At 42.2% G+C, this 26,780-nt stretch carries 22 protein-coding genes; 11 read left to right on the top strand and 11 right to left on the bottom strand.

The window, feature by feature from the left end; translation table 11 throughout:
• Positions 1-268 precede the first annotated feature (268 nt).
• The 4 genes from AC1DQW_RS06690 to AC1DQW_RS06705 form a co-directional block, all read right to left on the bottom strand.
• Positions 269-811, bottom strand: a complete 543-nt coding sequence (locus AC1DQW_RS06690; protein WP_477453378.1) for a plasmid mobilization protein — start codon at positions 809-811, stop codon at positions 269-271.
• A gap of 136 nt (positions 812-947) precedes the next feature.
• On the bottom strand, positions 948-1,886 hold the full coding sequence (locus AC1DQW_RS06695; protein WP_477453379.1) for a toprim domain-containing protein: 939 nt from the start codon (positions 1,884-1,886) through the stop codon (positions 948-950).
• Between the two features lie 10 nt (positions 1,887-1,896).
• Positions 1,897-2,166 (bottom strand): hypothetical protein, encoded by a 270-nt coding sequence (locus AC1DQW_RS06700; RefSeq protein WP_477453380.1) that lies wholly within the window; start codon positions 2,164-2,166, stop codon positions 1,897-1,899.
• Positions 2,167-2,390: 224 nt separating this feature from the next.
• A complete protein-coding gene (locus AC1DQW_RS06705) occupies positions 2,391-2,648 on the bottom strand; it encodes a hypothetical protein (protein ID WP_477453381.1) in 258 nt (85 codons plus the stop codon).
• 877 nt (positions 2,649-3,525) lie between these two features.
• Here AC1DQW_RS06705 and AC1DQW_RS06710 point away from each other — a divergent pair.
• Together AC1DQW_RS06710 and AC1DQW_RS06715 are read left to right on the top strand one after the other, a co-directional pair.
• The gene (locus tag AC1DQW_RS06710; protein WP_477453382.1) at positions 3,526-3,918 is read left to right on the top strand and encodes a hypothetical protein; all 393 of its coding nucleotides are present in this window, start codon (positions 3,526-3,528) and stop codon (positions 3,916-3,918) included.
• A gap of 6 nt (positions 3,919-3,924) precedes the next feature.
• Entirely contained in the window at positions 3,925-6,993 is a 3,069-nt protein-coding gene (locus AC1DQW_RS06715) for an NACHT domain-containing protein (RefSeq protein ID WP_477453383.1), read from the top strand.
• Positions 6,994-7,473: 480 nt separating this feature from the next.
• Here AC1DQW_RS06715 and AC1DQW_RS06720 read toward each other — a convergent pair whose 3' ends face one another.
• Complete coding sequence (locus AC1DQW_RS06720; RefSeq protein ID WP_477453384.1) at positions 7,474-7,833, bottom strand: hypothetical protein; 360 nt, start codon at positions 7,831-7,833, stop codon at positions 7,474-7,476.
• A 449-nt stretch (positions 7,834-8,282) separates the two neighbouring features.
• On the opposite strand from AC1DQW_RS06720, the gene AC1DQW_RS06725 reads away from it, so the two are divergent.
• On the top strand, positions 8,283-8,918 hold the full coding sequence (locus AC1DQW_RS06725) for a hypothetical protein (protein WP_477453385.1): 636 nt from the start codon (positions 8,283-8,285) through the stop codon (positions 8,916-8,918).
• A 228-nt stretch (positions 8,919-9,146) separates the two neighbouring features.
• Here the strand turns inward: AC1DQW_RS06725 and AC1DQW_RS06730 are convergent, their stop codons facing one another.
• Positions 9,147-9,380, bottom strand: a complete 234-nt coding sequence (locus AC1DQW_RS06730) for a helix-turn-helix domain-containing protein (RefSeq protein WP_477453386.1) — start codon at positions 9,378-9,380, stop codon at positions 9,147-9,149.
• 1,042 nt (positions 9,381-10,422) lie between these two features.
• Between AC1DQW_RS06730 and AC1DQW_RS06735 the strand changes: the two genes are divergently transcribed.
• The 3 genes from AC1DQW_RS06735 to AC1DQW_RS06745 are packed head-to-tail and all read left to right on the top strand — an operon-like array spanning position 10,423 to position 16,009.
• Entirely contained in the window at positions 10,423-11,400 is a 978-nt protein-coding gene (locus tag AC1DQW_RS06735) for a TlpA family protein disulfide reductase (RefSeq protein WP_477453387.1), read from the top strand.
• 33 nt (positions 11,401-11,433) lie between these two features.
• A complete protein-coding gene (locus AC1DQW_RS06740; protein ID WP_477453388.1) occupies positions 11,434-14,643 on the top strand; it encodes a SusC/RagA family TonB-linked outer membrane protein in 3,210 nt (1,069 codons plus the stop codon).
• Positions 14,644-14,656: 13 nt separating this feature from the next.
• The gene (locus AC1DQW_RS06745) at positions 14,657-16,009 is read left to right on the top strand and encodes a RagB/SusD family nutrient uptake outer membrane protein (protein WP_477453389.1); all 1,353 of its coding nucleotides are present in this window, start codon (positions 14,657-14,659) and stop codon (positions 16,007-16,009) included.
• Positions 16,010-16,063: 54 nt separating this feature from the next.
• Here AC1DQW_RS06745 and AC1DQW_RS06750 read toward each other — a convergent pair whose 3' ends face one another.
• Together AC1DQW_RS06750 and AC1DQW_RS06755 are read right to left on the bottom strand one after the other, a co-directional pair.
• Positions 16,064-16,348, bottom strand: coding sequence for a DUF6520 family protein (locus AC1DQW_RS06750; RefSeq protein WP_477453390.1), 285 nt, complete (start codon positions 16,346-16,348; stop codon positions 16,064-16,066).
• Between the two features lie 121 nt (positions 16,349-16,469).
• Complete coding sequence (locus AC1DQW_RS06755; RefSeq protein ID WP_477453391.1) at positions 16,470-16,892, bottom strand: MauE/DoxX family redox-associated membrane protein; 423 nt, start codon at positions 16,890-16,892, stop codon at positions 16,470-16,472.
• 88 nt (positions 16,893-16,980) lie between these two features.
• Here AC1DQW_RS06755 and AC1DQW_RS06760 point away from each other — a divergent pair, with 88 nt between their 5' ends.
• A complete protein-coding gene (locus AC1DQW_RS06760; protein ID WP_477453392.1) occupies positions 16,981-19,995 on the top strand; it encodes a lantibiotic dehydratase in 3,015 nt (1,004 codons plus the stop codon).
• On the opposite strand, the gene AC1DQW_RS06765 is transcribed toward AC1DQW_RS06760, so the two are convergent.
• Positions 19,992-20,726: a LytR/AlgR family response regulator transcription factor gene (locus AC1DQW_RS06765; protein WP_477453393.1), complete on the bottom strand. Its 735-nt coding sequence runs from the start codon at positions 20,724-20,726 to the stop codon at positions 19,992-19,994. The two genes, AC1DQW_RS06760 and AC1DQW_RS06765, sit on opposite strands and share 4 nt — an antisense overlap.
• Entirely contained in the window at positions 20,723-21,511 is a 789-nt protein-coding gene (locus tag AC1DQW_RS06770; RefSeq protein WP_477453394.1) for a sensor histidine kinase, read from the bottom strand. Before AC1DQW_RS06770 ends, AC1DQW_RS06765 begins: the two co-directional genes overlap by 4 nt.
• Before the next feature lie 372 nt (positions 21,512-21,883).
• Here AC1DQW_RS06770 and AC1DQW_RS06775 point away from each other — a divergent pair, with 372 nt between their 5' ends.
• The 3 genes from AC1DQW_RS06775 (at position 21,884) to AC1DQW_RS06785 (ending at position 23,765) form a co-directional block, all read left to right on the top strand.
• The gene (locus tag AC1DQW_RS06775; RefSeq protein ID WP_477453395.1) at positions 21,884-22,039 is read left to right on the top strand and encodes a hypothetical protein; all 156 of its coding nucleotides are present in this window, start codon (positions 21,884-21,886) and stop codon (positions 22,037-22,039) included.
• 24 nt (positions 22,040-22,063) lie between these two features.
• Complete coding sequence (locus tag AC1DQW_RS06780) at positions 22,064-23,233, top strand: hypothetical protein (protein ID WP_477453396.1); 1,170 nt, start codon at positions 22,064-22,066, stop codon at positions 23,231-23,233.
• A 298-nt stretch (positions 23,234-23,531) separates the two neighbouring features.
• Positions 23,532-23,765 (top strand): helix-turn-helix domain-containing protein, encoded by a 234-nt coding sequence (locus AC1DQW_RS06785; protein ID WP_477453397.1) that lies wholly within the window; start codon positions 23,532-23,534, stop codon positions 23,763-23,765.
• 794 nt (positions 23,766-24,559) lie between these two features.
• Here the strand turns inward: AC1DQW_RS06785 and AC1DQW_RS06790 are convergent.
• Positions 24,560-25,159, bottom strand: a complete 600-nt coding sequence (locus AC1DQW_RS06790; protein ID WP_477453398.1) for a Crp/Fnr family transcriptional regulator — start codon at positions 25,157-25,159, stop codon at positions 24,560-24,562.
• A gap of 193 nt (positions 25,160-25,352) precedes the next feature.
• Between AC1DQW_RS06790 and AC1DQW_RS06795 the strand changes: the two genes are divergently transcribed.
• Positions 25,353-26,186 carry an RteC domain-containing protein gene (locus AC1DQW_RS06795; RefSeq protein ID WP_477453399.1) on the top strand — a complete coding sequence of 278 codons (834 nt, stop codon included), beginning with the start codon at positions 25,353-25,355 and terminating at the stop codon, positions 26,184-26,186.
• Positions 26,187-26,780: the final 594 nt, after the last annotated feature.

The raw sequence follows: 26,780 nt of genomic DNA on the forward strand, positions 1-26,780 counted from the left end.
AAAGGCGCAGTGTGAACAGGTTCATTGTTCATCGGGAACATGTTCTTTACGAACGGGTGCGGCCAGAACTTTAATAAATGCGAATAAGTTCTCTCAAATCAAATTCGCTATGAACAAGTTCGGCCCGAATAAAATCAGTGTGAACAAGTGCTCATCAAACTATTTCGTAGAGAACAAGTTCCTTGTGCACAAATTCTGATTGAACCTGCGCGTTGTGACCTTGTTCCCGGCGAATTTGTTCGCAAAGAACAAGTTTCCACCAAACAAATTACTTGCCCGCCATCCTGATGATCCGCCGTAAAGAAATTTCCAGTTGTTTTTGATTTGTGATGTATTGCTCAAACAGGATGTTGAACCTTTCGCTAACCATCGGCGAAAGCATGCCCTTTTTCTTCAGGATATTGGCATATTTAGCCAACTGGTTGATGTTGTTCCCGCACCTGCCCATTTCTGCCCCGATGCTATCTAAAAACCCGATCAGCTCCTTGGCATTGACGATAGTCAACCGGGCATCCTGCAAAAGGCGGGTACGCACCAAATCCGTTTTGCGGATGCCCAGTGTCTTTTCCAACTCCAGGATGGTGTCATATTCATCCTGCGTAAACCTTGCATCTATCTTTCTGATCCTTTTACCTTGCTCTTTTATCGGCCGTCCTTTTGACCGTAGTATTTTTGCCATAAGAGCGAACGAGTTGCGAGTTCCCGATACTCCCTGGTTGCCGGTGGAGTGAATGAGGAACTGTGCCGGCTGTCCGGCGCGTGACGATTGAACGGAACCGGCGTCCAGGGCAAGATCGTGAGTGGCTGACAAATTACGAGGAACGAGTTTTTGTCGGACACGAACACATCTTGCAAGGGGAAAAACCAAAAGGGAACTTTGTACCTCGATAAGCGAAATCGTTGTTCGGACGGCTTGCTGCAGGAGATGCAATGCAGTTACCTCCCTATTACCTCGAAAATACATTTTCGAAAATATTTACTTCAGGTTGCTGCCTGGCTTTAATTGCGGCTTTAATGCGGTCGTTATAATCATTATGACGATCATAAATATGTGAGCGGTCGATCGCGCGGGGTAATGTATCTTTAAACCGGAGGGCTGCCTCATAACCGGTTTTGTCTCGGTCGAAATAAAGGTCGATGTTCTCATAATCATTAGCAATGCTGATCGCCGCCTGGATAAAGGACATGGTATTTAAGACCAATATCGTGGCCGTAGCCTGCGCATGTTCAGTGAGCCAGCTGAGATAATCGATATATCCTTCAAAAATGACCAAGCGATCACTATCACCCAGAATATTGGTCATGGCCTTGTTGCCAACGCAACCCTTGAAATATTTATTGCGTACCTCCCAGCTACCTGTTTCGTTTTGCCACCCGGCTGCGAAAAAGCTTTTACGCAGTTTCTTTTCGTCTTCGGCATAATAGTACACTTCCTTCATGCGGCCTTGTGCAGTTTCCCAGATGCCCCTTTCATTGAGGTAGTCGGTAATGGCGGGGTTGTTGCCCAACTCTTTAATTTCGGCAACCTTGTAATAAGGGAGTTTAATTGCATGCCTTCGCCGTGTGGCATTGTTATCAGTTGGATTGATGATGACCGTACCGTCGCAAAGTTCCTGGATTTTAGCCAGTACTTCGGGAAAAGAAAGGTGCTTCCAGTAAGTGAGACCAAAGTCGATAATGTTACCACCTTTGCCTATACCGGCATCGAACCAAACGCCCAGATTATCGTCAACACAAAAGGAGGGTGTACGTTCAGGGTCACGGAGCATGCTAATGTAATAATGCTCCTTGCCGGATTTCCGGTTAGGGTGAAAGCCCATCCGGGCCAGCAAATTCACCAAAGACAGATTATCCTTAATCTCTTTGGCTGTTAAGAGGTTATTCATGTATATTTAATTAGAGGTGTAGCAGCAAAAGGCTGGCTTTGGCGATGGTCTCGATCTCGATACGGTCGATTCGCCAGCAGGCCGAGTGGTCCCCGTCCTTTCGTGGAGTGACCAGGGCATCATCTATCCAGTGTTCGACATTCCTGCGGCCATACAACCGGTATGCTTCGTTCTTTTTGAGGTAAGGCTTTAGTTTACCTGTTTTGACCAGTGTGATGATCGCTCCCAGTTCGGAAGATGCGCGAACCAGAGCCTGTAAATCAAAAGTTGAGATTTCCATATTGGAATTATTGGAACCGGCAGCGGGTATCGGGCCCGAGGTTAATTCGCTTCTGCCGGTTGGTATACGTTCGGGACTACCTGCGTCGGTTTCTACAAACCGGCCTCTCAGCTGCCAAGGCGCTTTCGGTATTTTGATATGATCTCACCTTCGCCAAATTTCCTGTTGCTAACAGGATAATGCCTCATCCCCTGATGTCAAAGAGCGGTTCCGCCAAGGCGGAATTATCTATCTGCCACTGGCAGATAGGATACCCGGTTACTGGCTGCCGCGATGGCCTCCAGGTTGGCCCGGTTCAATTTTCGATTGGAAAGTTCCAGGAGGCCTTCGCTCAGCCAGCGGTCGACATTCGTGCGGCCGTAAGTTCGGTAGGCTTGTGATTTGCAGATGCCCCCCGGTAATTGGCTTACCGGCGAGAGTGCTTTTTCAGCACCTTCACCGGCAGTAATTTTGAGTAAGGAAACCAGCTGTTTTAATTCCATTCGTTACAAGCTTTCGAGTATTTGCGATTGCCTGGAACAAAGGTTGGGAGGATCGAGAAGAGGTTTTCACAACCATTTAGGGCGGTGTGAAAAATAAATACTGGGGCATCTCGATTATCTTGATATCCAATAAAAAGTATTGCGAGGTGACGAGCCAATTTTTTTACCTTTTTTAGGAAGATTGCTTAATGGCACAGGAAGAAATGAAGGAATGGAGGTATGGAATGGAGGAATCTAAATTTCGGCCCCGGAGTAGAAAATACCATGACGCCGCCTGAACCTTTTACCGCAAAAAAAAGCGAGTTATGTAGTCGCCCTTGCTTTTAAACAAAAAGCAGATTTCTTAAAATAGTTCGGCAAGCGATTTGACGGAATTATCCATTACGATGCTAATGGATTGCGCCACATATAACTAAACTAATGATTCTGTCTATAAGTTATCAGGTTTATGGCCGATTCGTGTTCGTTCTTGCGGTTCTACCTTTCTGTCAATCAACTCATCTAGGTATCGAAATACTATGTCGATATTTTTATCCTGATTGTTGATCTTGGATTTAATTTTTTCGATTTATAAAGTCAAAGATTCAAACACATAATTGTTCAATAAAGCATTGCAAGCACTTAAGGAGGTTATCACAACTTGTGATAATGCTTAGTAAACGAGATATCCGGGTTTTAGTTTATTTGGTTTAAAAAGATGTTTAATGTTAGACATGAAAACTTTCAAGGTATTATAAAGTGGGGATGGACAGACCAAACTTGTCTGGAGTGTTATGTGATACATTTATTTTTATCTGAAGAAAAGCTGTAAATTTAGATTAATCATTTGTAAATTAGTTTAATACATAGCAATCCCTAATAATCTAACCATAAAATCATGATAGAAATCGCCGCTCTCGCTACATCCGCATTAAGCGCTGCATTACCTTACCTCAAAGATATGGCTACTGGTGCTGTCGATAGTTTGACATCTGGTGCAACAGATGCTTTGAAAAAAAAGATCGCCGCATTGTTTCTAAAAAAGGGAGGTCCTGAAATTCAGGAAAAAGTCAAGGCCATGGCGATCAATCCTTCGGCTAAGGAACAACAGCAACTGCAGGAGCACCTGGAGGCGCAATTGGCAAATGATTCCGATTTTAAGGCGGAACTGATTGCCCTGATAAAAGACTTGCCTGGAAATAATCAGCTTACAGTTACTCAAAATTTTCATAAAAAGGTCGACAAGGCGATCACAGTTCATACGGTTAATGGGGATTTCAATGTCAGTTAACAGGATATGGCCGATGTAAATATTTCGGTTTCCGGTGCTGTTGAGAAACTGGTCACGGTTGGGCAAATTAATGGTAACTTTATCAACAACGGTGTCATGTACCTGGTCGCCAGTCATGAAGTCTTTAAAACAGAACATGACAATGAATTGAACGATCGGGAATTCGTCGATCTTGCTAATCAGTATTTTCAGACGCTGAAGGGCAAATTCGGCGTGTTTGAAGCTGCGGGTATGGAATCTGCTGTCCGTTTGGAGGACTTTTATATCCTGCCGCAATTGAAAGATGTCACCAGTGGTGACATTATGCAACTGGATCGGGCTGATGTAATGCTAAATAAATTATTAGGCGAAACCCGGGAACTGTATTTGCAAGGTGCACCTGGCTCCGGCAAGACGGCTTTTTTAAAGTTCATCCTGTGGAAGACGGGCGAGTTGGCTATCAAAGCTATACCGGTGTTTGTTTCCCTAAATGCTTTTAAGGCCTTTTGTAAGATGGACCCCTCCTATACGCTTCAGGATTATTTGATCCGAGATATAGTGAGTTATGGTTTTCCAAGAGGGTTTGCTCGTTTTATTTTAAAGAACGGCTTGGCTTTACTGCTCTTGGACGGTCTGGACGAAATTTATGTTAGGGACGATGAAAAATATTTCATTAATACGCAGATCGAGGATTTTAAAAAGCTGTTCCAAACCAAGCTGATCCTCACCAGCCGCAGCAAGGATTACCGGTTTTCGGACTTTGGGCTGAAGCATTTGGAATTGCTTCCTTTTAACAAGGAAATGGTGGACGATTTTTTATCGCGGTCATTCGTCGAGGATACTAAAAATGATTTTTTAGCTAAGCTTGATGAGCTTTATAATTTCACATTCAGTTCGCGTAACCAAACTGATAATCCAGCTAAGGATTGGGCAGACGACCGTGTGATAGCTATGGGTGGCAAATTGCTTTCCCAAGAGATTGCCAATGTTGTTATCAGGAAAAAACCATTGCCACAAGTGGCTAGTAATCCTTTATTACTTTCCCTCCTCGTTTTTAACTATCGGCTGCTAAAAAAGTTGTCGACCTCAAAAAATGCTCTGTTCAGCACCTTTGTAAGTTTTCTGGTAGAAAAATGGCTCCATTCTTATAATAGTGAATTCCTCAGGAACCGGATGTCCTCGGAAGAAGCATATAATATACTGTATGAGCTAGCTTACCATTCCTTTTGTACCGGCCATCTGCTGATCAACCGGCAAAGTCTATTTTTGTTGATCAGTAAGCACTTGAACTTGCGAATGCCTGAAAGAGGGATCAATCCTGATGATATCATCAAGACTTTCCGTACGGATCTTGGCTTGTTGACAGATGAAGACGATGATAGTTATAGATTTATATACCCGCAAATTCAGGAATACCTTACTGCTCGGTTTTTAAACCAGGGAGATAACTATCATTTATTATTTGAGCAGCAGTTTTTTTTAAAAAAAGAATGGTCATCAGTGTTGCTGCTGTTAACAGAAGCGAAAGCTAGTAATGACCAGTATAGATTATTGTATGCATCGGCTACAGCAAGTGTGCTTCAATATAGTCCGGCAGTCAGGAATAGGGTTTCCTGGGCGTTTGATAAATCCGGCAAGGATGATGGCAGCACGGGGGTTTACTTGATCTTTTATTATTTGGCTATATCATTGTATTACCATGTCGGGGAAAGGCCGATTTATGCGTCCATGCGTTTAGCGCACAAAGTCATTGCCAGGGTGACCGATTTTCGAGATGATCATATTTTCTCACTGTTCACCTTTATGCAGGAGGTAAAATATATCGCTAAAAAGCTGAATAAAAAAACAGTCTATGAAGATGCCTTATTGCTAGTATTATATGATGAAATTAAAAGAAATGGCGTTTCGATCAAAACCCTCGAAGATGCACATATTTCTTTAGAAGAATTACAGGGAGTTAAAGGCGTCGCTATACCGCGGCTAGAACATTTTATCACGGTGGGGAACGAAACGGGAATTATGTCGGCTTTGGAAAATATGCTTAAAAATCGACAATTGGATATTCGTCAGCAACTGGAACCGGAAGCTATCAATATATTGTCAACTTGGCTGGATATGTTGGAGATCTATTTGGAAGCCGTTTCTCATTTTGGCTGCACAATATTAGATTATACTTCCTTTTTTGATCCAGGGGAAGAGTTTATATTGAAAGAGCCGGTATTTGCTGATTGTCTTACTTCCCGAGATTATGGGGATCTAGGGCAATTGATCTATCCAAAAGATAAATCCAAGGCCATCGCATTGCTGAGCCAGGCCATCGCATTGAATCCTTTTGTAGGTAATTATTACTATGGCCGAGGTGCCATGCGCAGTCAAAATGGGGATCATGAAAATGCATTGATGGATTACTTGAGTGCCAGAAATTTATATCAGGCCTTCGGTCACAATCCACAATATCTGACTGGTTTGGCAACTATTTACCGGCGACTAGGGGATTTGGATCGTGCACTGGAGTGTTACCGGAATGTGATTCAAATAAATGGTAGGGACCAAGTCAGCCCTAGGTGGTTTCAGATCGAGATCTACATGGAAAGGCGCTCCTATCCCGAAATTCTGGTTCTGTTGGAGGAGCTACGGCAACTTTTGTACGAACAAATGCATTTTCATTACTGCACAGCCTATTATCGTCTTTTGATGCGGCAGTTTGAGGAGGTGCTTGAGGCGATCGGGATCGCTATTGATAATGCTTATTACTTGGAAGAGTCTTATTTCATCCAGTGTTATGCTTACATCCAATTAGCACGTTATGAACTTGTATACGAAAGGATTAATAAAGACTTATTAAATGGAGAATTTGGCTATATATTTTATCCTTTATTGTGGAACGCATATATTTTGCAGGGAAATGTTCAGGGTGCCGGAGAACTCAGCTCCTACATGCAGGAAAGGGGATTAATAGCCGCTTCTGAAACCGACATCGCAGTGCCGATATCGCCGGGACATATTGATGCGCGAAGGTTCGGGCATGCTAGTTATACGGAAGATTTTAAACTCGTCTTCGATTCGGATTTACAGACCTTTACAAAGGTAGATTGAGCTTTTTTCTTAACGTGGCCGATCTGTTTTATTGATTTGGAAAACTGAAGACTATAGCTTGTATGCCATGGTCCTGTAGATATTTTATTGGAAAATTCTAGTGAATGATAGTTTGACTTAGGTGCAATGCGCTCAACTATTGACTTAATTGTTCATAGGCTCATAGAATACCTTTGTTATTTGCTTGCTTCCAAAGATTATGTGTATTATACTTATTCGTATTATTGATTTAGGAAACTAATAGCATTTTTAAAGAATCAGTTAGAATTGTTTGGTGAGCTCGCAGTGAGCATCAACTGCTACGATTTTCTTGAGGCTATAGTTAGGGGTATCGCAGTCCTTCTGTCACATTCTTTTTGTATTACAGTAAATTATCTAAAATCCAATAACATTCGATTAGCAACAATGTATTAGTGGTGAAATTTAAATACAGGATGTCAAAAATTATTGTCGTAACGCATGAAATATAGATTCAGGAGCCTATTTTTTCCGCTTCAATTTATCTACTTGACTTGTAAGCCAATTAAATGCATCCATTTTTCCTGCAACAACAGAGGCTAAAGCAGTCATGGCATAAATCTTTTCTTTTTGAAGATCATTTGCTACCTTTTCAATACATTCTAAAATATCCAACGCGTTTACCATATCCTTCGCATCGTCTTTTGTAACTGGTAAATCAGCCTCGAGTTTGTGGGCTATAGGCTCGAATAGAAGCGACGCATAATTTATACAATTATCTAAATCAAAGGGATTTTCAAAGTATTTCTTTTTTGCGGCCATCTTTCTTTCGTCAAACAGATGTTGCTCTTTAGATCTCAAAAAAAAATTTAAGATACCCATATTCTTGATTTTGTTAAATAACCAACCAGACAAAAATTATGTAGTTCAAAAAGGAGTCAATACTTATAATAGGACGAAATAGCGGAACTATCCCAAATATAATGATATTAATTAAGACATAAAAAAAATATTCATACCTTTTGCTGATCCGTTGTTCTACAAAAAAGAAAATACATTTATGCCGTTCGGATTCGCTAAAACCATCACTAAAACATTCAATTAAATTCTAAAAAACTGGAATACTCTGAAGAATGGATAAATTGATAGGCATTCCTTATAATGAAAAACTGGGACGCGGACGTAATTTTCTTTGCAATCAGAACTAATAATTTCTTTTGAATCCGTAAAGGCTCGGTTTCCCTGACGGTTGTGCCTAAATATTTAAATAGCTGATCAATAAAAATCTCCAGCGTCATATTTGTTTCCGAAAAATCAAATATAAAGGAATCGTGGGTGTCCCGGTTCTGCCAATAAATGAATCTATAAAATCAATACTTAAAAATGGGTTAAATCCAATCGGAGCAAACTTCTTTTTGGAAAATCCGCAATCTCGGATTGAGGATTTGATGCGCAAAGTCATTTTAGGAACCGAAATTACGCAAGTTGTTAAAATATTTTTATCAACTTCTTACGATTTGAGAAAAGAGGAAAGAGACTTTTTAAAGTTAATCAATCGTGAAAATAAGGTACTTGAGGAGCATGGCATATTCCTGCAAGTCAAATCTGCTAATGATCATTTAACTTCGTCTACTTCTATCGAGATATCGAATTTAAATATACAATTATCAATCAGGGAATGCGATGTGTTTATCAGCCTGTATGGTGAAAAGACCCGTCACTATATAATTAACGAACATCAATATGCATTCCAACAATTTAAACTAACTGGAAAGCCCTATATACTTTTGTATTGTAAAGCCGATGACCCTAAAAATGCTGATCTAGAAAGATCAATGACAAACCAACTTTTTTTGGAAGAAAATGGATGGAATCATTTGCACATAAAATATACTGATAGTTCAAAGATTTTTAAACATTTTTTGCTTCAATTAGAATCTTGGCATAATCGGCCGAAATCAAATTAACATTGGATTATTTTATGGAACATCAAAGATTTAGGGTTAAGATTCCGGGGCCATTTTGGAGGTGTACCTAATGTTTATGTTAGCATCAAAATCCCTATAGAAGTTATCCAGCAATATGACCGGACATTCCGGCGTGCTTGACCATGCTGTTTCGTGCGCATTAGACCAATGATTGTTAATTTGCATTTTTCAATTATATCATCAAAATATAGACAATATTACCAGAAACTAAAATGACTTTTCAGGCATAAAATCCTTAGGCGAACATCCAAGGGCTTTTGCTAATAGATTAAGATGTTTAATATTATATTTTTCAGGAAGATTGGGATTTTCGATATTGCCTACAAATCCTTCTGAAAAACCCATAGAAAGAGAAAGGTTTTTTTGAGACATTTTTTTTTCAATTCTTATCTCTTTAACCCTTTTTATAATGAATTTTTCAATCTCTGATAATTCCTCCATCGCGAAGACTAAGAAATATCATAAATTTTAAAAAAATACATAGTTATAACTATGTTATTTCAAAAAAACTATTTAACTTAGTTTTATGAATTAAAATAATATAAGTATTAATATTTTTGCGAATTACTTCAAAAAATTATGAAGCATTCGCTTAATGTCTTGTCTTAGAAACCTGAGAAATTTCAATTGACACAAGGCGATAAGTGAAATGCCCGTGCTATTGGCGTGGGCTCACTTACTCGTGTCAAGGCTTCTCAGGGCCTCTAAGACAGTAAGTTGAGTTCCACGCCATATTTTTCCGTGTACTCAGCTTATAACCCGTTTACTTTTAATGGAAATATGAAAGCTGCCGACGTCCTAAAATCAAAACCTCAATTAATTTCATCAAGCATAATTCATGCTCGTTATTTGGATTATGCCATTGAGCGTGTTCTGATTTTAATTTGCAACATGTCAATCCCGTTTTTGACCAATCGCAGCCGTTCGATACAATTCCACCTGATCCTGATTGCGCAACCAATATATTCAATTAAAACCCAGCTTCAAAACATAATCAAGAATCCTGAATGATCTTAACAAACAGCGGCCCTTTAGTTAATAGTTAAGCTTTGGCCGCCGTTTGTTCCCTTTAATCCCAATTTATCATTTGTTATTGTATGTCAGCTGCCTTTGTTTAAGGGTGGGTGGAATTGAAATGCCCAATTTTTATGAGCGCTATTGTTGTCGATTTGAAAGATTTTGCTGTACGAACACCTGACCAGAAAGTCAGAGTATTTTTTTGTTTATACACAACAGAGATGGTAAAGGAGTTATTATGGGACGCATTCATATGGCATACGCTCCACCGGGGTGAAGAGACCCCGTCTACTGAAGCGCAGGATAACGGGCTAAGTTTGTTGTTTGACCATTTGGTATTCCTGGTAGAATCGATTGAGGCTTTAAGGAATTCGGGGGACTCAGATAAGTGCGTAGTCTGCGGGCGTAAAGGGGACAAGGCCGTTTAGCCTTTCATGATTTTTTAACGGTTTTTAATTGATTGTTTATGAAGCATTTTTTGAACTTCCTGGGTTTGCTTTGCCTTTTTTTAAGGGTCGCAGCGCAGGAAAATACGAGTATAACGGGAATAAACTTTCCGGCACTGAAGCACGGGGACATGGTGCCCAATATAGTGATAGAAAAGATATTAAATAATGGAGGCAACACTTTGCAGTTAGCTGATTTTAAAGGCAAACTCTTGATCCTGGACTTCTGGGCAACCTCCTGCGGTGCTTGTATCCAGGCGATGCCCAGGCTTGATTCGTTGTCGGATGCATTTGGCGGTAACCTGGTTGTATTACCGGTTACAGCGGAAAAGGCGGAAAGAATATTTGCCTTTCAACACTCAAATACTTTTTTAAAACGGCGGCTGTTCCGCACCGTGGTCGAAGATAAGGCGCTTCATATATTATTCCCTCACCGGATGCTTCCCCACGAGGTATGGATCGACGGCACCGGCAAAGTGCTTGGTTTTACCGAGGCACTAGATATTACCCAGGCTACGGTGGCACAGGCGCTGGCCGGAAAAGGCATTACCGCAGGGATGAAAGAAGATATACTGGATTTTGACAGGGACAAACCATTGCTTGTACAAGGTAACGGTGGTAGTGATTCACTGTATAAATATCGGTCCGTCATAACCGGGGCACTGAAAGGTTTGCCTTCAGGAATGGGTTTCAGTTATGATTCCGCTAAGCGAATGACTATCGTAAGGGCTACGAACGTGTCTATCAAGAAGCTTTATACCCTGGCCTACAAAGGACTCCGAAATCTCACTAATGATAACGTTGACCTCGATAATCTGTCGGGCCTGTATTGTTACGAGCTTGACCTGCCATCGGCTTCCCCTACCCTGGTACGCCGCAGCATCAGGGAAGATTTGGATAGGTTTTTCGGGGTGCGGTCGGAGTTTACGGGCACAGCTTTTCGCCTGGTGCCATTGAGCAGGGAGGGAGATTTCGGCGGTGAGCCACTCACACTTTAGGTTTTGATTATTTACAGATTTAAAAATGAATTGATGAAAAATTTTTACAGGATATTTTATGGGGTGCTGCTGTGCTTTTTACTGCCGGCAGTCACCAGTGCCCAAAGCATTTCGGGACGGGTGCAGGACCCTGGCAACAAAGCAATTTCCCGCGCCCGCATTGGTATAAAGGGAAAGCAGGGAATAGTACTTTCTGATACCGGAGGGCACTTTTCGTTGGCTGCGGGTAAGCAGGATACGTTGTATTTTGAAAAACCCGGCTACGTCAGCAAAGCGGTAATCATACAAGGTGGCCGTTTTTTTAAGGTAACCTTACGGCTTGAAGTACAGCAAATGGACGAAGTGAAGATCGTATCCAACGGTTACCAGTCCATTGCGCTCGAAAAAACGACCGGCTCGTTTGAGCAGGTCGGTAAGGCCTTGTTCAACCGCTCGGTAGGTACCGATGTATTAGGGCGTCTGGAAGGCGTGAGCAGCATATTGTTTGATAAGCGTATCGGCCAGTCTAACAGCCTGGTCATCCGGGGCAAAAGTACCCTGTTTGCCAATGCCGCTCCGCTGATCATACTCGATAATTTCCCATTCGAGGGAGACATCAACAATTTGAACCCTAACGATGTAGAAAGCATTACGATTCTCAAAGACGCCTCTGCAGCCGCCATTTGGGGTGTTAGGGCAAGCAATGGCGTCATCGTAGTAACCACGAAAAAAGGCGCGCGGAACAAACCGCTCTTGGTGGCTTTAAACTCGAATGTGACTGTTGCCTCGAAACCCGATCTTTTTTACCTGCCGCGAATGTCATCCGCTGATTTCGTGAGCCTGGAAAAGCAACTGTTTGCCAAAGGTTTTTACACCGATGATGAGAACGTGTACAACTACCTGCCAATATCGCCGGTGGTTGAAACCCTGATAGGGCAGCGGGATGGCACGATCAGCGGCACATCCGCAGATGCCCGGATTGCAGCCCTGGCCAAACATGATTTCCGCAACGACCTTGAAAAATACTGGTACCGTAAAGCGATAAATCAACAATATGCATTAAGCCTGAGTGGCGGTTCGGACAAAGCCGCCTACCTATTTTCGGCTGGATTTGATCATAATCTGAGCGCATTGGACGGAACTTACCGTAGGTTCAATTTAAGATCGGACAACAGCTTTTATTTAACCGGCCGGCTGCAGTTAGATGTGGGGGCCTACCTTACGAGTAGCAGGACTGTTGCAGGCCGGGACGATTACACCACCTTGCGTACCAGTGAGCAGAAAGGCCTGCTGCCTTATGAGGCCCTTGCCGATGCCAACGGCACCCCGTTAACCATATTGAAAGACTACCAGAGATCATTTATTACCGCGTCGGAAGCATTAGGCTTCCAGAACTGGAACTATACTCCCCTGACTGATTATAGGCAGGTGAGCAACCGCACGGATCAACTGGATATCCTGTTGAACACAGCATTAAAATACCGGGTGATAAACGGACTGGATGCAGTATTACGCTATCAGCTCGAAAACGAACAATCACAGGGCGATTTACTTTACGGAAAAGACAGTTACTATGCGCGCAACCTGATCAACCAGTATACCCAGGAAAATTCGGACGGGGGCCTGACTTTACCTATCCCGCTGGGCGGGATCAAGGATAATATGGACAGTCGTCTGCTGGCGCACAGTTTCCGCGGACAGCTGAATTATAACCTGGACATGGGTAAAAGCCAGCTGACCGCACTGGCGGGATATGAATACCGCAGCACCAATACCCGTGACCGCAGTTCAAGGGATTACGGCTATAACGCTGCCACCCAAACAACGCTGCCTGTGGATTACACCACCAGTTTCCTGTTGTCTAACTATTCCTATTACATTGATTATACTATCCCCTATCCTAACCGATACAGTACATTGCAGAATAATAACCTGTCTTATTTTGCCAATGCGGTTTATTCCTATGATAAACGGTACACCCTATCGGCCAGCGCGCGTAAGGATGAATCCAACCTGTTCGGCGTGAATGCCAACCAAAAGGGTGTACCACTGTATTCTATCGGAGCAGGCTGGATGCTAAATAACGAACCGTTTTATAAAGTCAGCTGGCTTCCCTACCTGAAACTGCGTGCAAGCTATGGATATAGCGGTAATGTAGACAACACCCTGTCCGCACAGGCTACGATCCGTTACATCGGACAAAGCACGCTTGGCAAACAAACCTATGCTGACCTTTTCAATCCCCCTAACCCTGAACTGGGTTGGGAGAAAACTGGTATCGTTAACCTGGGCGCCGATTTCGCATTCAAGAATGGGATACTGTCCGGCTCCCTGGAATATTACCGCAAAAAGAGCCACGACCTGATCGGTTACCAGCCGCTTGACCAGACCACAGGCGTGCTGAATCCGGCGACCAACCTGTTCCAGTACAAAGGGAATGTCGCCGCCATGAAAGGCCATGGCCTTGAAATTAACCTGCACAGCAATAACTTTAGAGGACCATTCACCTGGCAAACCGACCTGCTATTCAATTATGTGCAAAATACGGTAACCCAATATTACCAGTACAGCGATAACGCTTCGGCCTATGTGGCAAACGCCTATTCGGTGGCACCGCTTGCAGACAAGCCACTATATGCCATCCTGACTTATAAATGGGCGGGCCTCGACCCAGCCAACGGCAACCCGCGCGGCTATGTTAACGGCATCGTCAGCTCGGATTATTCGGCCATATTAAGTAGCACCAAAATCGGGGACCTGCAATATAGCGGTTCGGCCGTACCTGCTGTCTACGGATATTTTCGTAATACTTTTAGTTTCCGAGAATTTTCCCTGTCGGCCAATATTTCCTATAAGCTGGGTTATTACTTTATCAGGCCGGGTATAGCATATGGCGCATTATTTAGCAACTGGGATACGTCGACAGGCGATTACGCGCGGCGCTGGCAGGTGCCCGGTGATGAAAAGCATACCAATGTGCCCTCGATGGTTTACCCGGCAGACAGCCAGCAGGACCAGTTTTACCAACAGTCTGCTGCCAATGTAGAGAAAGGCGATCACATCCGCTTGCAGGATGTACGGTTAAGTTACGACGCAGACCGTCACAGCCTGAAGAAACTACCTTTTAAACATATACAGGTTTACGTTTACGCAGCCAACCTGGGCCTGATCTGGAAGGCGACGAAAACAGCGCTCGACCCGGATTACCCTTCGTCTGTGCGCCAACCGCGTACCATTGCACTCGGGATTAGTGGAAATTTTTAATGAAACAGTAACCATGAAAAAAATAAACATAAACATACTTACGGCCGTGGTGTTCTTATTTACGCTTGGAATATCCTGTAAAAAGCAGCTGGATGAGAAACCGTCATCCTCGCTCCAGGTGCCCGGCTCTGTGGCTGATTTCCAGGCACTGCTTGATAACACATCAAAAGTCTCACAGGTCTGGCCATATGCGGGTATTGCGGGGGCCGACGAAGGGTTTGTAACAGCCGATTCCTGGACTTCAGCAACTGTTACGGAACGCAATTCCTACATCTGGGACCGAAACGTGTTCAATGACCAGACAAGGAATGACTGGTCACTGCCTTACAGCGTGGTGTATTATGCCAATGTTGTATTGGAAGGGGTTGATAAATTCGGTAAAGGAGGCACAACATGGGATAATATCAAAGGACAAGCATTTTTCTTCAGAGGCTATGCCTACTACCAGCTGGCGCAAGAGTTTTGTAAGCCATATGATAAAACAACAGCCTCTGGCGATGCCGGGCTGGTTTTACGCGAAAGCTCCGATCTCAATGTTAAGTCTGTCCGCTCTACGGCAGAGCAAACCTACGCGCGTATGATCGCTGATTTTTCGGCAGCTGTGCCGTTGTTGCCAACAATAGCTGTTGTTAAAACAAGGCCTTGCCGTGCTGCTGCATACGCTATGCTTGCCCGTACCTACCTTGCTATGGGATTATACGATAAGGCGGGATCGTTTGCAGATTCCAGCCTGCAGCTGAACAGCACGCTGATGGATTATAATGCAGTTACTGCCGGGGCCGGTGCACCTTTCACCCGATTCAACGATGAGGTATTATTCCATACTACCAGTTTCCCCACCGCCCTGTTGCTCCCCCCAAAGCTACTGGTTGACAGTAACCTGTATGCGTTATATGATACCGGGGACCTGCGCAGGGTTTTATTTTTCAAGGCCCAGGTGGGTACGAGGTGGAATACATTCAACGGCAGCTATGACGGAACTGTTATCCTGTTCAATGGACCGGCCACTGATGAAATGTACCTGATCAGGGGAGAGGCCGCTGCCCGGGCGGGGGACATCACCACAGCGCTGGCCGACCTGGAAAAATTAAGGAAAAGCAGGTATAAGGCAGCGGCTTATCATCCCTTAATTACAGGGAACGCCACTACAGCCCTTTCCTGGATATTGCTGGAACGCCGGAAGGAACTGTTGCTGCGCGGACTTCGCTGGACGGACTTACGCCGGCTGAATAAAGAACCCGCTTTTTCAAAGACTATAAGGAAAATAGTAAACGGCGTAGTTTATGAGTTGCCGCCCGGAGACCAGCGGTACACCTGGCCTATACCACAACAGGTAATAAATGACACAGGAATCGCACAAAATTAAAAAAAGGAAGGCCGGTTAACCGGCCTTCCGAAACAACACGATGACAACAACAGATCAGGGCTTCAGATCTTCATGGGTGATAGTGTTAAGGTCTGGCTGCGCCGGGTTACCAGTGCTGCGGTTAGCTTCCACAGCACAGCGGTTTGTACCCGATGAACAGCTTGGTTCGGTGGAACTGAAGGTGTACTTGCTCGGGTCGTTGATCTGTGCCTGCGTTCCGGTAAAGCTCCACCAAACCGCTGCTGGTTTGTGGGATGCCTTAGCCGCATGCGTGCTGAAAGCGCCGCCAATACCTAAAATAAAGGCAAGGGCGAAGATGGCTGCTTTTGAATTTTTCATGATACAGGAATGCTTTTTTACTAAAAAACAAACGAAAAACTTAAGTGATGAAAAAAATACGCCTACTCTTTTCGCAGGTTTTCGGCTTCCCCTGTTGGATCTTATGTTATTGAGGTCGGTTTCATTTAGTATGCCGGTTAACCGGCATATGCAACGCGATGGCGGTAATGCCTGCGATCAGGAAAGCCCAGTTAAAGGCCAGGTGGACGGACCAGGACATATGTTCCAGAATACCACCGCATGAGCAGGGTACATTGCCCCAATAATGGAGGAGTGCCATGGAGATATACCCGGTGAAAATCGCCATCAATGCTACGGTTAACAAGAGTCCTGCAAGGCGAAAGCGCTCAAGGCAAAGCATCAGGGCAGTGATGATCTCGATAGCTGGCAGTGTGTAAACAAGGAGGTCAGACAGTCCCTGTGAAAACGGCTGCAGGTAAAGTTGGGCGCGAAACCGTTCGATATCCAGCAATTTACTACTGGCAGCGTACGTGAACAGTAAAATAAGCAGGACGATAATAGTTGTTTTAATTAATGATTTCATGGCAATTGCTTTTGGTTCAACAAAGTAATGGCGCTGATCAATGGAAAAACAGTATGAAATAGGTATATACCCTTTTGGTAATTAGGATATGGACGCGAAAAGCAAATACAAATTTATTGACAAGGTATTTTTGAGGACTCCGTTTTACGGCACAGAACAGTACGCATTGGAAAATATGCCACTGATTTTAAAACGTCAGGATTTCAGAAACGCACTATGGTTGGCCAGCCCCGAATTTTACCGGGTACTCGAAAAGCAAAATTTCGAATGGGACAAGCTTGGAAAAAAAGAGCGTTTCTCTTTGTTCAAATATTATAACCGGATGTCTTTCCGGGCCACGCCATTTGGGGCTTTTTCCGCATTTTCGATACTGAACTGGGATAATTGCGCACAGGCGAGGCTTGTGGAAGCAGGCAGGTCGGTTCTCCATCTACAGCCTTCAAGAGAATGGCAGACGCATGTGGAAAACCATATTAAAAATGAACGAGCAGACTTCCATATCATGCTAAACCCCACCATGATACGTATCGGCAATATCCTCAGCTTCGTTCGCTCAGGCCCCGATGAAAACGGCAAAATGCACTTTTTGTTAAGCAGTATAGCGGCTGAAAAACTCAATATCATGCTGGTTGAAATAGCAGGTAAAGAACCGGCACTTCAATCAGAAATAATGAATAGCATCAGCAAAATGACCGATTGTTCTGTTGATGATGCGAGTGACTATCTGAATTTCCTGCTGGATGAGCAGTTTTTTTTAACAGAATTTGATGGCCAACTAATCGAAGGGAATAGCAGCAATGTTTTTAATTTAGATAAGGATTGGGCACCATTTAAAAATATTCGCTTAGGGGATGATTTAAATATAGCGAAGGACAGCAAGCGGCTGCTCTATGCTGGCCCGGTATCGAAACTGGAATTTCAAGGCAATATATTTTACGGCGGCCTGGAAAGGCCTGTTCAAGAAGGGGGTTTGGACGCCGGCCTGCAGCCAGAATTAGCAGCTGCGATCGAATTATTAAGTAAAATTATCATACCCTATCCTACCCCGGCACTTAAAAATTTTTCTGTTGCCTTTAAAAATAAATTTGAAAGTAAGAAAGTCGGCCTGCTTTATGCCCTGGACCCGGATTGTGGCACGGGCTATGACAATCTTTACGGTAGTGCCATTCCAAGCGGGCTACTGAAGGATGTGTCATTTCCCGGAAATGTGCAAGGCAATAAAAGTATCGATTGGACAGAAGTACACCGGCTGTTCTTACGTATTTGGCAGCGAAATAACTCCCGGCAGCCCTTTTCGCCTTTAGTCATTGATGATCGTGATATCGCCGAACTGGACGGAGTGGCCAGCAAAGTAACGCTGCCTCCATCCATGTCCATATTGTTTTCAAGATCGGCGAACAAACTGATTCTGGAAAATAACGGCGGGGCATCTGCAACAGCGCTTATCGGGAGATTTACCGTGTTCAGTCCGGAAGTAGAGGCGCTGTGTCTTGAAATAGCCCGGGCGGAATCTGAAGCAAATCCTGAAGTTATCTTCGCTGAAGTTCACCAGTTATCAGATAAGCACGTGGATAACATCAACAGGCGGAAACCTGTCTACGATCATGTTATCCATATCAATGCTTATCCTGGTAATACCGGCCAACAACCTATTAGGTTGGATGACCTTCAGCTTTTCTTACGCGGAGACGAACTGGTGTTAGAATCAATTAGTCTTGGAAAAAGGGTGATCCCGAGATTACCCACCGCCTATAATTTCCACCATAATGACCTGGCCGTGTTCCGGATGCTTTGCGACCTTCAATACCAGGGATTACAGGCAAACCTCACCTTCGACCTGGAAAAGCTTTTTCCCGGTCTTGAATTTTATCCAAGGGTGGAGTATCGGAATACAATCATCAGCCTGGCCCGGTGGCAGTTGAACAGCAAAGAAATCAGTGCATTGGTTTCCGGACAGATGTCCATCGGAAAACTTCACATTCTTCGTCAGGAACGTGGTATACCTTCATTGGTGAGCTATGGACTGAGCGACCAACAACTGGTATTTGATCTCTCATCCGACGATGATGCTGTTTTTTTCCTGGATTGCCTGAAAGAGCAAAAGACTGCCCTTATCAGGGAATACCTGGAACCCGACCGATCTGTGACATCCGGAAAATATAAACTGGCCGGTCAGTTTATCGCCCTATTAAAAAGAAGCGGTGAGGTATACAAAGGATCGGTTGGGGAAAGCAAGACAAAAAGGAAGACAGTGGCGCGCACATTTTTACCGGGAAGTTCATGGATGTACTTCAAAATTTATTGTTCTGAAGATAGCGCTGATAGGCTATTGTCTTTGTTGATAAGCAAGTTTATAAAAAATAACCATCAAAAAATTAAATCCTGGTTCTTTATCCGGTACCACGACCCAGATCATCATATCCGGCTGCGTATCCAAACGGATCCCGAAAATTACGGGAATCTGGTAGCAATTATTACAAAAATGACCAGCCGCAAATCAACGAAAGTACTTATCCGTGATGTAAAAACAGACAACTATGAACGGGAGATCGAGCGGTACAGTGAAGAACTGATCGAAACAGCTGAAGATAGTTTCTGTGCGGGTAGCGAGCTTATTCTTTCCTGGTTGCCTTTAAAATTGGTGGAAAACAGTGCTTCGAAATTTGACATGGCGGTTTTCAAGTTGGTTTATCACATGGCTCTAAAGTTTACCGCTGACGCTTCAAACCTTGTCGCCTTTTTTAAACAGCGGTCAGAAAGTTTCATCGTTGAATTTGGTGACACCAAAAAATTCCGCCTAGACCTTGACCGGAAATACAGGGAGCTGACAAAGGAACTGGCAGTTACGCTTGAATCCACCGGGCCGGGCAACCAAGAATATGAAAGCGGGCTCATAAAAAGCCATTTCCTGGAAACAATAACGCAAATGGCCCGCGGATCAGCATACTGGCCGGAGATAAAGAAAATGACATTACTCGCGGACCTGGTACATATGCAGATCAACAGGTCATTCAGAGGTATGCAGCGCAGGCATGAATTATTGATATATTATTTTTTATATAAATATACAGCGTCGCGGCTATCCAGAAATTTCGGGGATTAGTTTTCCGAAAGCCTTTTGCTGATGAGGAAATCAGCGCCGAGCCATAGGAAAAATGCAGATTCAAAAGCTTTGCCAATAGGAATCGCCTTGTCATTGTCCATTTTGATCTGCGATTTTTCAATTGCTTTAATACGGTTCCTGTTAACGATAAATGACCGCTGCACCTGGCAAAAATCGCCGGCTGGTAATTCAGCCAGAATTTCGCCTAACGTCAGGTAGGTAAGCACCTTTTCATTGGCAAAATGAATTTCAATATAGTTCAATGCAGCAGCGATAAAGAGAATGTCTTTAATAACGACTTTAATATACTTCTCTTTGACATCACCTTTAACAAAAATGGAGGTCCGTTCTTTGACAAAATTTTGTTTTGCATTCTGTTCGTCCTTTACTTTTTGTATGGCATTAAAAAATCGGGCGTAAGATACTGGTTTCAGCAGGTAGTCAACGGCTCTTAATTCAAATGCTTCTACACCAAACTCCCGGAATGATGTAATAAAGATAACACTAGTATCCGGTCTAAGCAGCCCTGCCAGTTCCAACCCGGAAATACCGGGCATATCTACATCCAGGAGCAGCAGCATAGGTGGTTTATTTCCGGTAAGATCAGGCAGTGCGCTCATTGGATTCGTTGCCGCACCTGTCAGCACAAGATCTGGTGTTTTCGCTACATAGTCTTTTAACACATGAACAGCATGTGCTTCATCGTCGATAATATAAACAGTCAATATCATAGCTGAATATTTAGTTCGGATTCAAACAGGTCGTCTTTTTCCTGAATGGTCAGCCGGTAATTGTTGCCATAGGCGTAATCAAGGCGGATCCGGATATTTTCCAGTCCTGTACTTTTGATCCGGGGGTAAGGCGCTTTAGTTTTTATTTTGTTCCGGGTATAGAAAGTCAGATTACCGGATTCCTCTACAAGCAGTTTGATAGTAGCGGGATATTCAATCAGATCACCATGCTTGAACACATTTTCAGTCAGCGTCATTAATACCAGTGGTATTATCTTATGCCTGGTCGTTTCACCGGTTACCAAAAATTCAACCGCTGACATTTGTTCAAAGCGGACCTGGTTGATTTTAATCAGGTTATAAAGCTGTTCAACCTCCTTTTCCAGGATAATTTTACCGTCAGGTTCGGTCTCTTCCATGCTGAATCGCATGATATCCGCCAAAAGAATCACATTTTCAGCGGCTTCACCGGAAACCTTGTAAACAATGCTGTGAATAAAATTTAATGAATTGAATAAAAGATGAGGATTAATCTGTTGCCTTAACAAGGCGTTTTGAGAACGGGCAAGACTGGCTTCTAACACCAGGTTATCGCGGGCAGCGGTTAATTGTTTGATTTCTGCTTCCTTTGCTTTCCGCTCAAAGCCAGAGATATTGGAGGCGGTCCAATAAAGTGTAGCCAATGCCGCAAAAAAGACACACCGGTAAAAATCAAGCACCGCCAATTGCTTCATAACCGTAAATGTCCAGTCCTTAGTATTGATAAAAAAATAGTCTGCTGACATTTTTATACCAACGTACGCAACAAGTTCCAGTATAACGATGGCGCTTAATTTCAGATACCGTGCCCTGACTAAACTCCTTGTTTGGTTTAATATGGTGGTCTGTGTATAGAATAAAGAAATATTGATGAAAAAATAACATAAATATTTAAATAAATTCGGGGCTGCACCGGAATTATACATGGAAGACACTTCATAAAACATATAGAAGATCCACCACAATATGTGATTTAGGCTTGTCTTAAAGGCATTGAGCCTTTCTGGTTTTTGATCAAACAGGCCATTCATTTTTTTTAGTGTAAATTTTTAAAGTGTTGATGTAATAAAAATCCGCTTACTCTCAATAAATATTAATATAGTAAAAAAATAAATATTATGAAAACCTCAAACATTAAATTACCAAAAAAGACGGTTTCAACCCGTTTTAGCTATGTCAACAATGTCACAAACTCATCAAATGAAACAACCAACTCGCAGGGAGATCCTACAAACACCTGTACGACGGTTTATACCACCAGCCATTTCGTGTAACGTCCACTTTTAAATTTCAAAACATTGGTTCAGGAAAAAATATCAGCGGAGTATATATTATCTGAACAGCTTGCCGTCCTGAGCTGTCTCGAAAAACTATTATCCGGACATGAACCTGAATTGACAATGAAGGAAATGGACGAAACCGTAGCAAAAGTCCGGCAAGCCTGGACTTTTGCGGTGTTTTCAGAAGTAACTAATGACGCACTCAAGCGCTATTTTACTTATCATGGAACGTTTATTTTCAGGTTATTAGATGCAGGTGCATCAAAATATGCAACTGCACCACCGTTATTCCGGGAGAAAATATGTCAGTTGCTGGACAGCCTGCATACGTATTACGGTGAATATCTCGAAGATAATATTGATGTAGGAACTATCTATCGCTTGTATTTCACCAATGGTTTAAAGGAAACCTGCAGAATGGTGTCAGAAACTCTTGAGAAATCCGATGTTACCCTAAAGGTAAAGCGTTGTTTATTGCGCTATATAGAAGAAATGACCGGAAAAAAAGCTTTGCCCTGTACGCTCCCCCAATTACTATATTTTCGGTTGCTGGTCGAAGAATTATTTTATTTGCTGCCGTATGCCGATTCTGAAAAGTTTCATGAACTCATTTATGATAAACTACTGGAACTTGAATTTAACCAATTCGACGCTTTTGTTAATCAACAGGAATTGATAAGATCTGCCTTTGAAGGTAAAACAGAAGCAGCCAAATTATCAGTGGTCGGGCAATACACCCAGTTGTATGCGTACCAGGCTCAAGGTGATGTTGTCCGCTATGATCATCGCTGGCCACCATTGTCGCAGATGTTGTCGGATTGGTTAAAGGAAGTTAAAGAAAGTATTGACCCAGGGATTCAAATTAACGAAAAACGGCCAATAGCTTATACACGACGGCTCCGGTTGGAATTTTCCGTTTCACACCTAGCCTGCCTCCTCAGGCTTTTCGCCAAAGAAAGCCTTTTTGGCGCCACACCGCTTACCGAAGTTTTCGATTTCTTCTCAGCGAACTTCAGCACAAAACGACAGGATGTAGTATCGGTTCACGGTCTTAGTAAAGAATACTACAGTAAAAACCAGGTAACCGCGGCGGAAATAAAAGCTATATTAATGAAGATGATTAACCGCATCAACCTGGATTATTTCCCGGCAGTGGCTGCAATAAGTGCAATAATCCTCTGTCGCTGAGAAAACTGATCAACTCCCCCAACCAGTTATAATTGAACCCCCTTTTTTGCAATAATATTTCAGGCGGAACAATAATAACATCCTGCAAAGTTCTAAACCCCATTCTTCCAGATAATATTTTAAAATCATCGCTCAGATCAAGTGTTATGATCGGCATTTCGACAATATTTTCTGCACCAGTTCCGGTCATAATCCCATTTTATTTAAAATTCACATGTATTAATAAATGATTAAATATAATTAAAATCACTCATATATGAGTATATGAACCTAATTTTTATCTCGGATTTTCGGTGCTGTGAGGAACAGCCGCAACGAACAAGCGAACAGGACTTTTGGCAACCTATTAAGGGAGGTTCGCCAAAAAAAGGGTTTTTCACAGGAAAATCTGGCTAATCTATCCGATGTTCCTTTATCCCAAATCGGCAAAATTGAAAGAGGCCTTGGCAATCCAACCTTAACTACCGCAATTAGTCTTGCAAAAGCATTAGACGTATCCCTTGATATTTTAATACCAAAGGCAAATTACTGAAGACTGCTCACCTAAGAGGTCTAATAGTTTCCTGATCTTTGTTATGTTATATACATGGTTTTTGCTATGTTTTAACCGTGCGCTACTGCGGGTTATCTAAAGCAAAAATAAGCTTGGGTATTTTTATAGTTTCGACCTTAACTTACAATGAAATTGTTAAATCCGAACGCTCAATTGACTTACTTTTCCTAAGTTCATTTACTCCAAATACCTTTTTTAATGTATTATTCGAGTATTTACATTAAACAATATCCAATTAACTCATACATGAGTTAATATAAATAATATTTATTATCCAAATTGGCATTGTTATCAAAGTTAGCCGCCAAATTTCCTGCAATTGCGGCTTAAGTACTAATCGGAACGTTTCCACTGAAACAATCGGTTTCTACAGTGGGAACGATCAAAATACAGTTGTTTTCCGGCGGCGTTTGTACGTGACTTTAACTATGGATTCGATGATAGAAATCTATTTATGCGAATTCCAGTTCTTAGTTTGATATAAATAATATAATATTAAAAATACAGCCCCCGTTCTTTATAGGTTGGCAACACAGATAATAATTGCCAATTACAAAGGAGAGTGGGTTGACTCTCCTTTATTTTAAGATTAAAGAATTCTACTTTCTTTTACACGATTCTTGTGTCTATATGTCAGGCTAAGCCTTTCGTGAAATATTTTTTCACGAAAGGTGGTAGTTAACCTCAAATAGTTGACGGGATGAAAATATTTTTTTTTGTTTGTTACTTATTAGAAATGTTAGTATTTTGAATTGAACGTTCATTTATCAAGATCAAATTCGTTTGCCTGAACGGATCCTGCTCAAGGTTTCCTGGGTGATGCCGAGGAACGAAGCGATCTGGCCGAGTGATGCCTTTTGAAGGATTTCCGGTTGGGAATTGAGCAGCAATTGATAGCGTTCTGCAGGCTTCCTTGTTCTCAAAATAATTGCCCGTTTTTCTGCCTGGATATAGTATTTCTCCGTGAATATCCGGCTGTGCACGTTAAATTCCGGAAATTCCTTATAAATGGTCTGCAGCTTTTCCCATCTCATACATAACAATGTACTTTCTTCCAGTAATTCAATGTTTTCCGTTGCCGTAGCCTGACGGAAGAAGCTGAATACAGAGATCATAAGATTGTTTTCTGACATAAACCAGGTGGTATGTTCTCTACCCTCTATATCATAGTAAAATGCCCTCGCCGAACCCTTGCAGATAAAAAAAATATGCCGTGCAACCTGGCCCGCTTCCAATAGGCGGTGCTTTTTGGGGTAGGTTTTCTGTACGATGAACTCGGTCATTCGCTGTTGCAAGCCGGTAGGCAATGGCGCAATTGATGTCAGCACATGGAACAATTGTTCCAAACCTGACTGATTATTTAGTTTATCCATGTGATTTTGATTAAAATCAAAACACCCGGAATTTATAGGTATTAGCTTTACGTTAACAGATAATAATTAAAAGTTAAACTATTGTTTAACGAAAATAGTATTATCGCTATTATTTTTTACAATTCATATACATTCCGGTTAATAAAATAGCATTATGGAACTTATAACTAATAATTAATAAAATAAATTTACCATGGAGACCAAGGAGGAAATTGAAGTACTTTACCTGAAATTTGAAGAAAGATTATTGAACATTCAGGAATCAGCTTTAGGTATCAAAACGCAAATGGAATTGACGTTCCAGGTGTCCCGCGAAGCAATAGCTGAATTCGGATTAATTTTCGATAATTATCCCTTTAAAGATCCTGCCGCTCAAGTTCAATTTTATAAATATGATAAACCCCGTTTTTATTCGCTGTTGATATTTCATGAAGAAAAAATTATCCTCCAGGCAAATCGTCCGACTGGTTTACCGGATAGAATAAAAGGATATTATGAAAAGGAGCTGGAAGCAATTGCCCGCTATTTTGATCGGTATCGATTTTTGTTTGAATATTACCGAAACGATTATGTTGAACTTGATCAGGTTTATTTCATTCAAAATTCAGAACTGCATATCGTAAGTAATTCTGAATTCTATATAAATGACATCCCCATAGGTTACCAGTTTGCTAAATTCCGGGCGTTTGAAAAAATCCAGTCCTATATCCTTGGTTTGATACTCAAACCAATAGTATATGATAATTACTATGAACCAAATGACAATAAAAATAACCTCAGATGGACCGGAGATGTAATAAACCTCGTAGAATTGATTTATGGTATTTACTTGGCAGGCCAAATAAACAATGGAACAGCAACCCTGGCCGGTATAACATGTTGGTTTGAAGAGAACCTCAGTGTTAAGATCGGGCGTCCCCATCGCCATTTCATTGATATAACTCGCCGAAAACGACTTTCCTTCACTAAGTTCATAGACCAGATGCGAGATTCTATTATTGAAAAGGTTAATAATACCTTAAAATAACAAATAATCATTAACACACATATGCTTTTCTCTACAACTATCGAATCCGGGAATAAGTTGATTGCTTAAGGTTATCCCATAGATGCAACAATTTAAAAAGGCCTTACTAGACCTGCTATTAAAATTTACTGCCGATTTTTAGGTGAAAATTCCAGGATTGACAAGTCTTGGAAATAAGCCTGTTAATTATCCACAAAGAGGTAAAATCATTAGCTGTAAAATTTAAAAATAAGCCGCCTGTCTTGTCCACATATTTTATTATCTTCAAAAAATATGTTGCCCAGGCCCATCAATGTTTTATTATTAGTTATATCACTACGTATCATTGCTTTTTAAGGGTGGGCGGATTGTAATAATGCTACATTAATCACCCAGACCACCTCCTACTGTTCCGGTAATTCCGAGTTCAGCAATGCCAACGCCGAAAAAACAAGCTGGTTTAAATTTATCGCCTCCGCCTCCGATCTGAATATCAACGTGAGCGGCCAGGGTTCCGGCGGTACTTTAATATCTCCTGTTATTAAAATATACAGCGATTGCCATGGATGGTACAGAACTGGTTGGTACCGGCATATCAGAAAATAATGTAACCAG

The organism is Mucilaginibacter sp. P5_A4 (genome assembly GCF_056400605.1).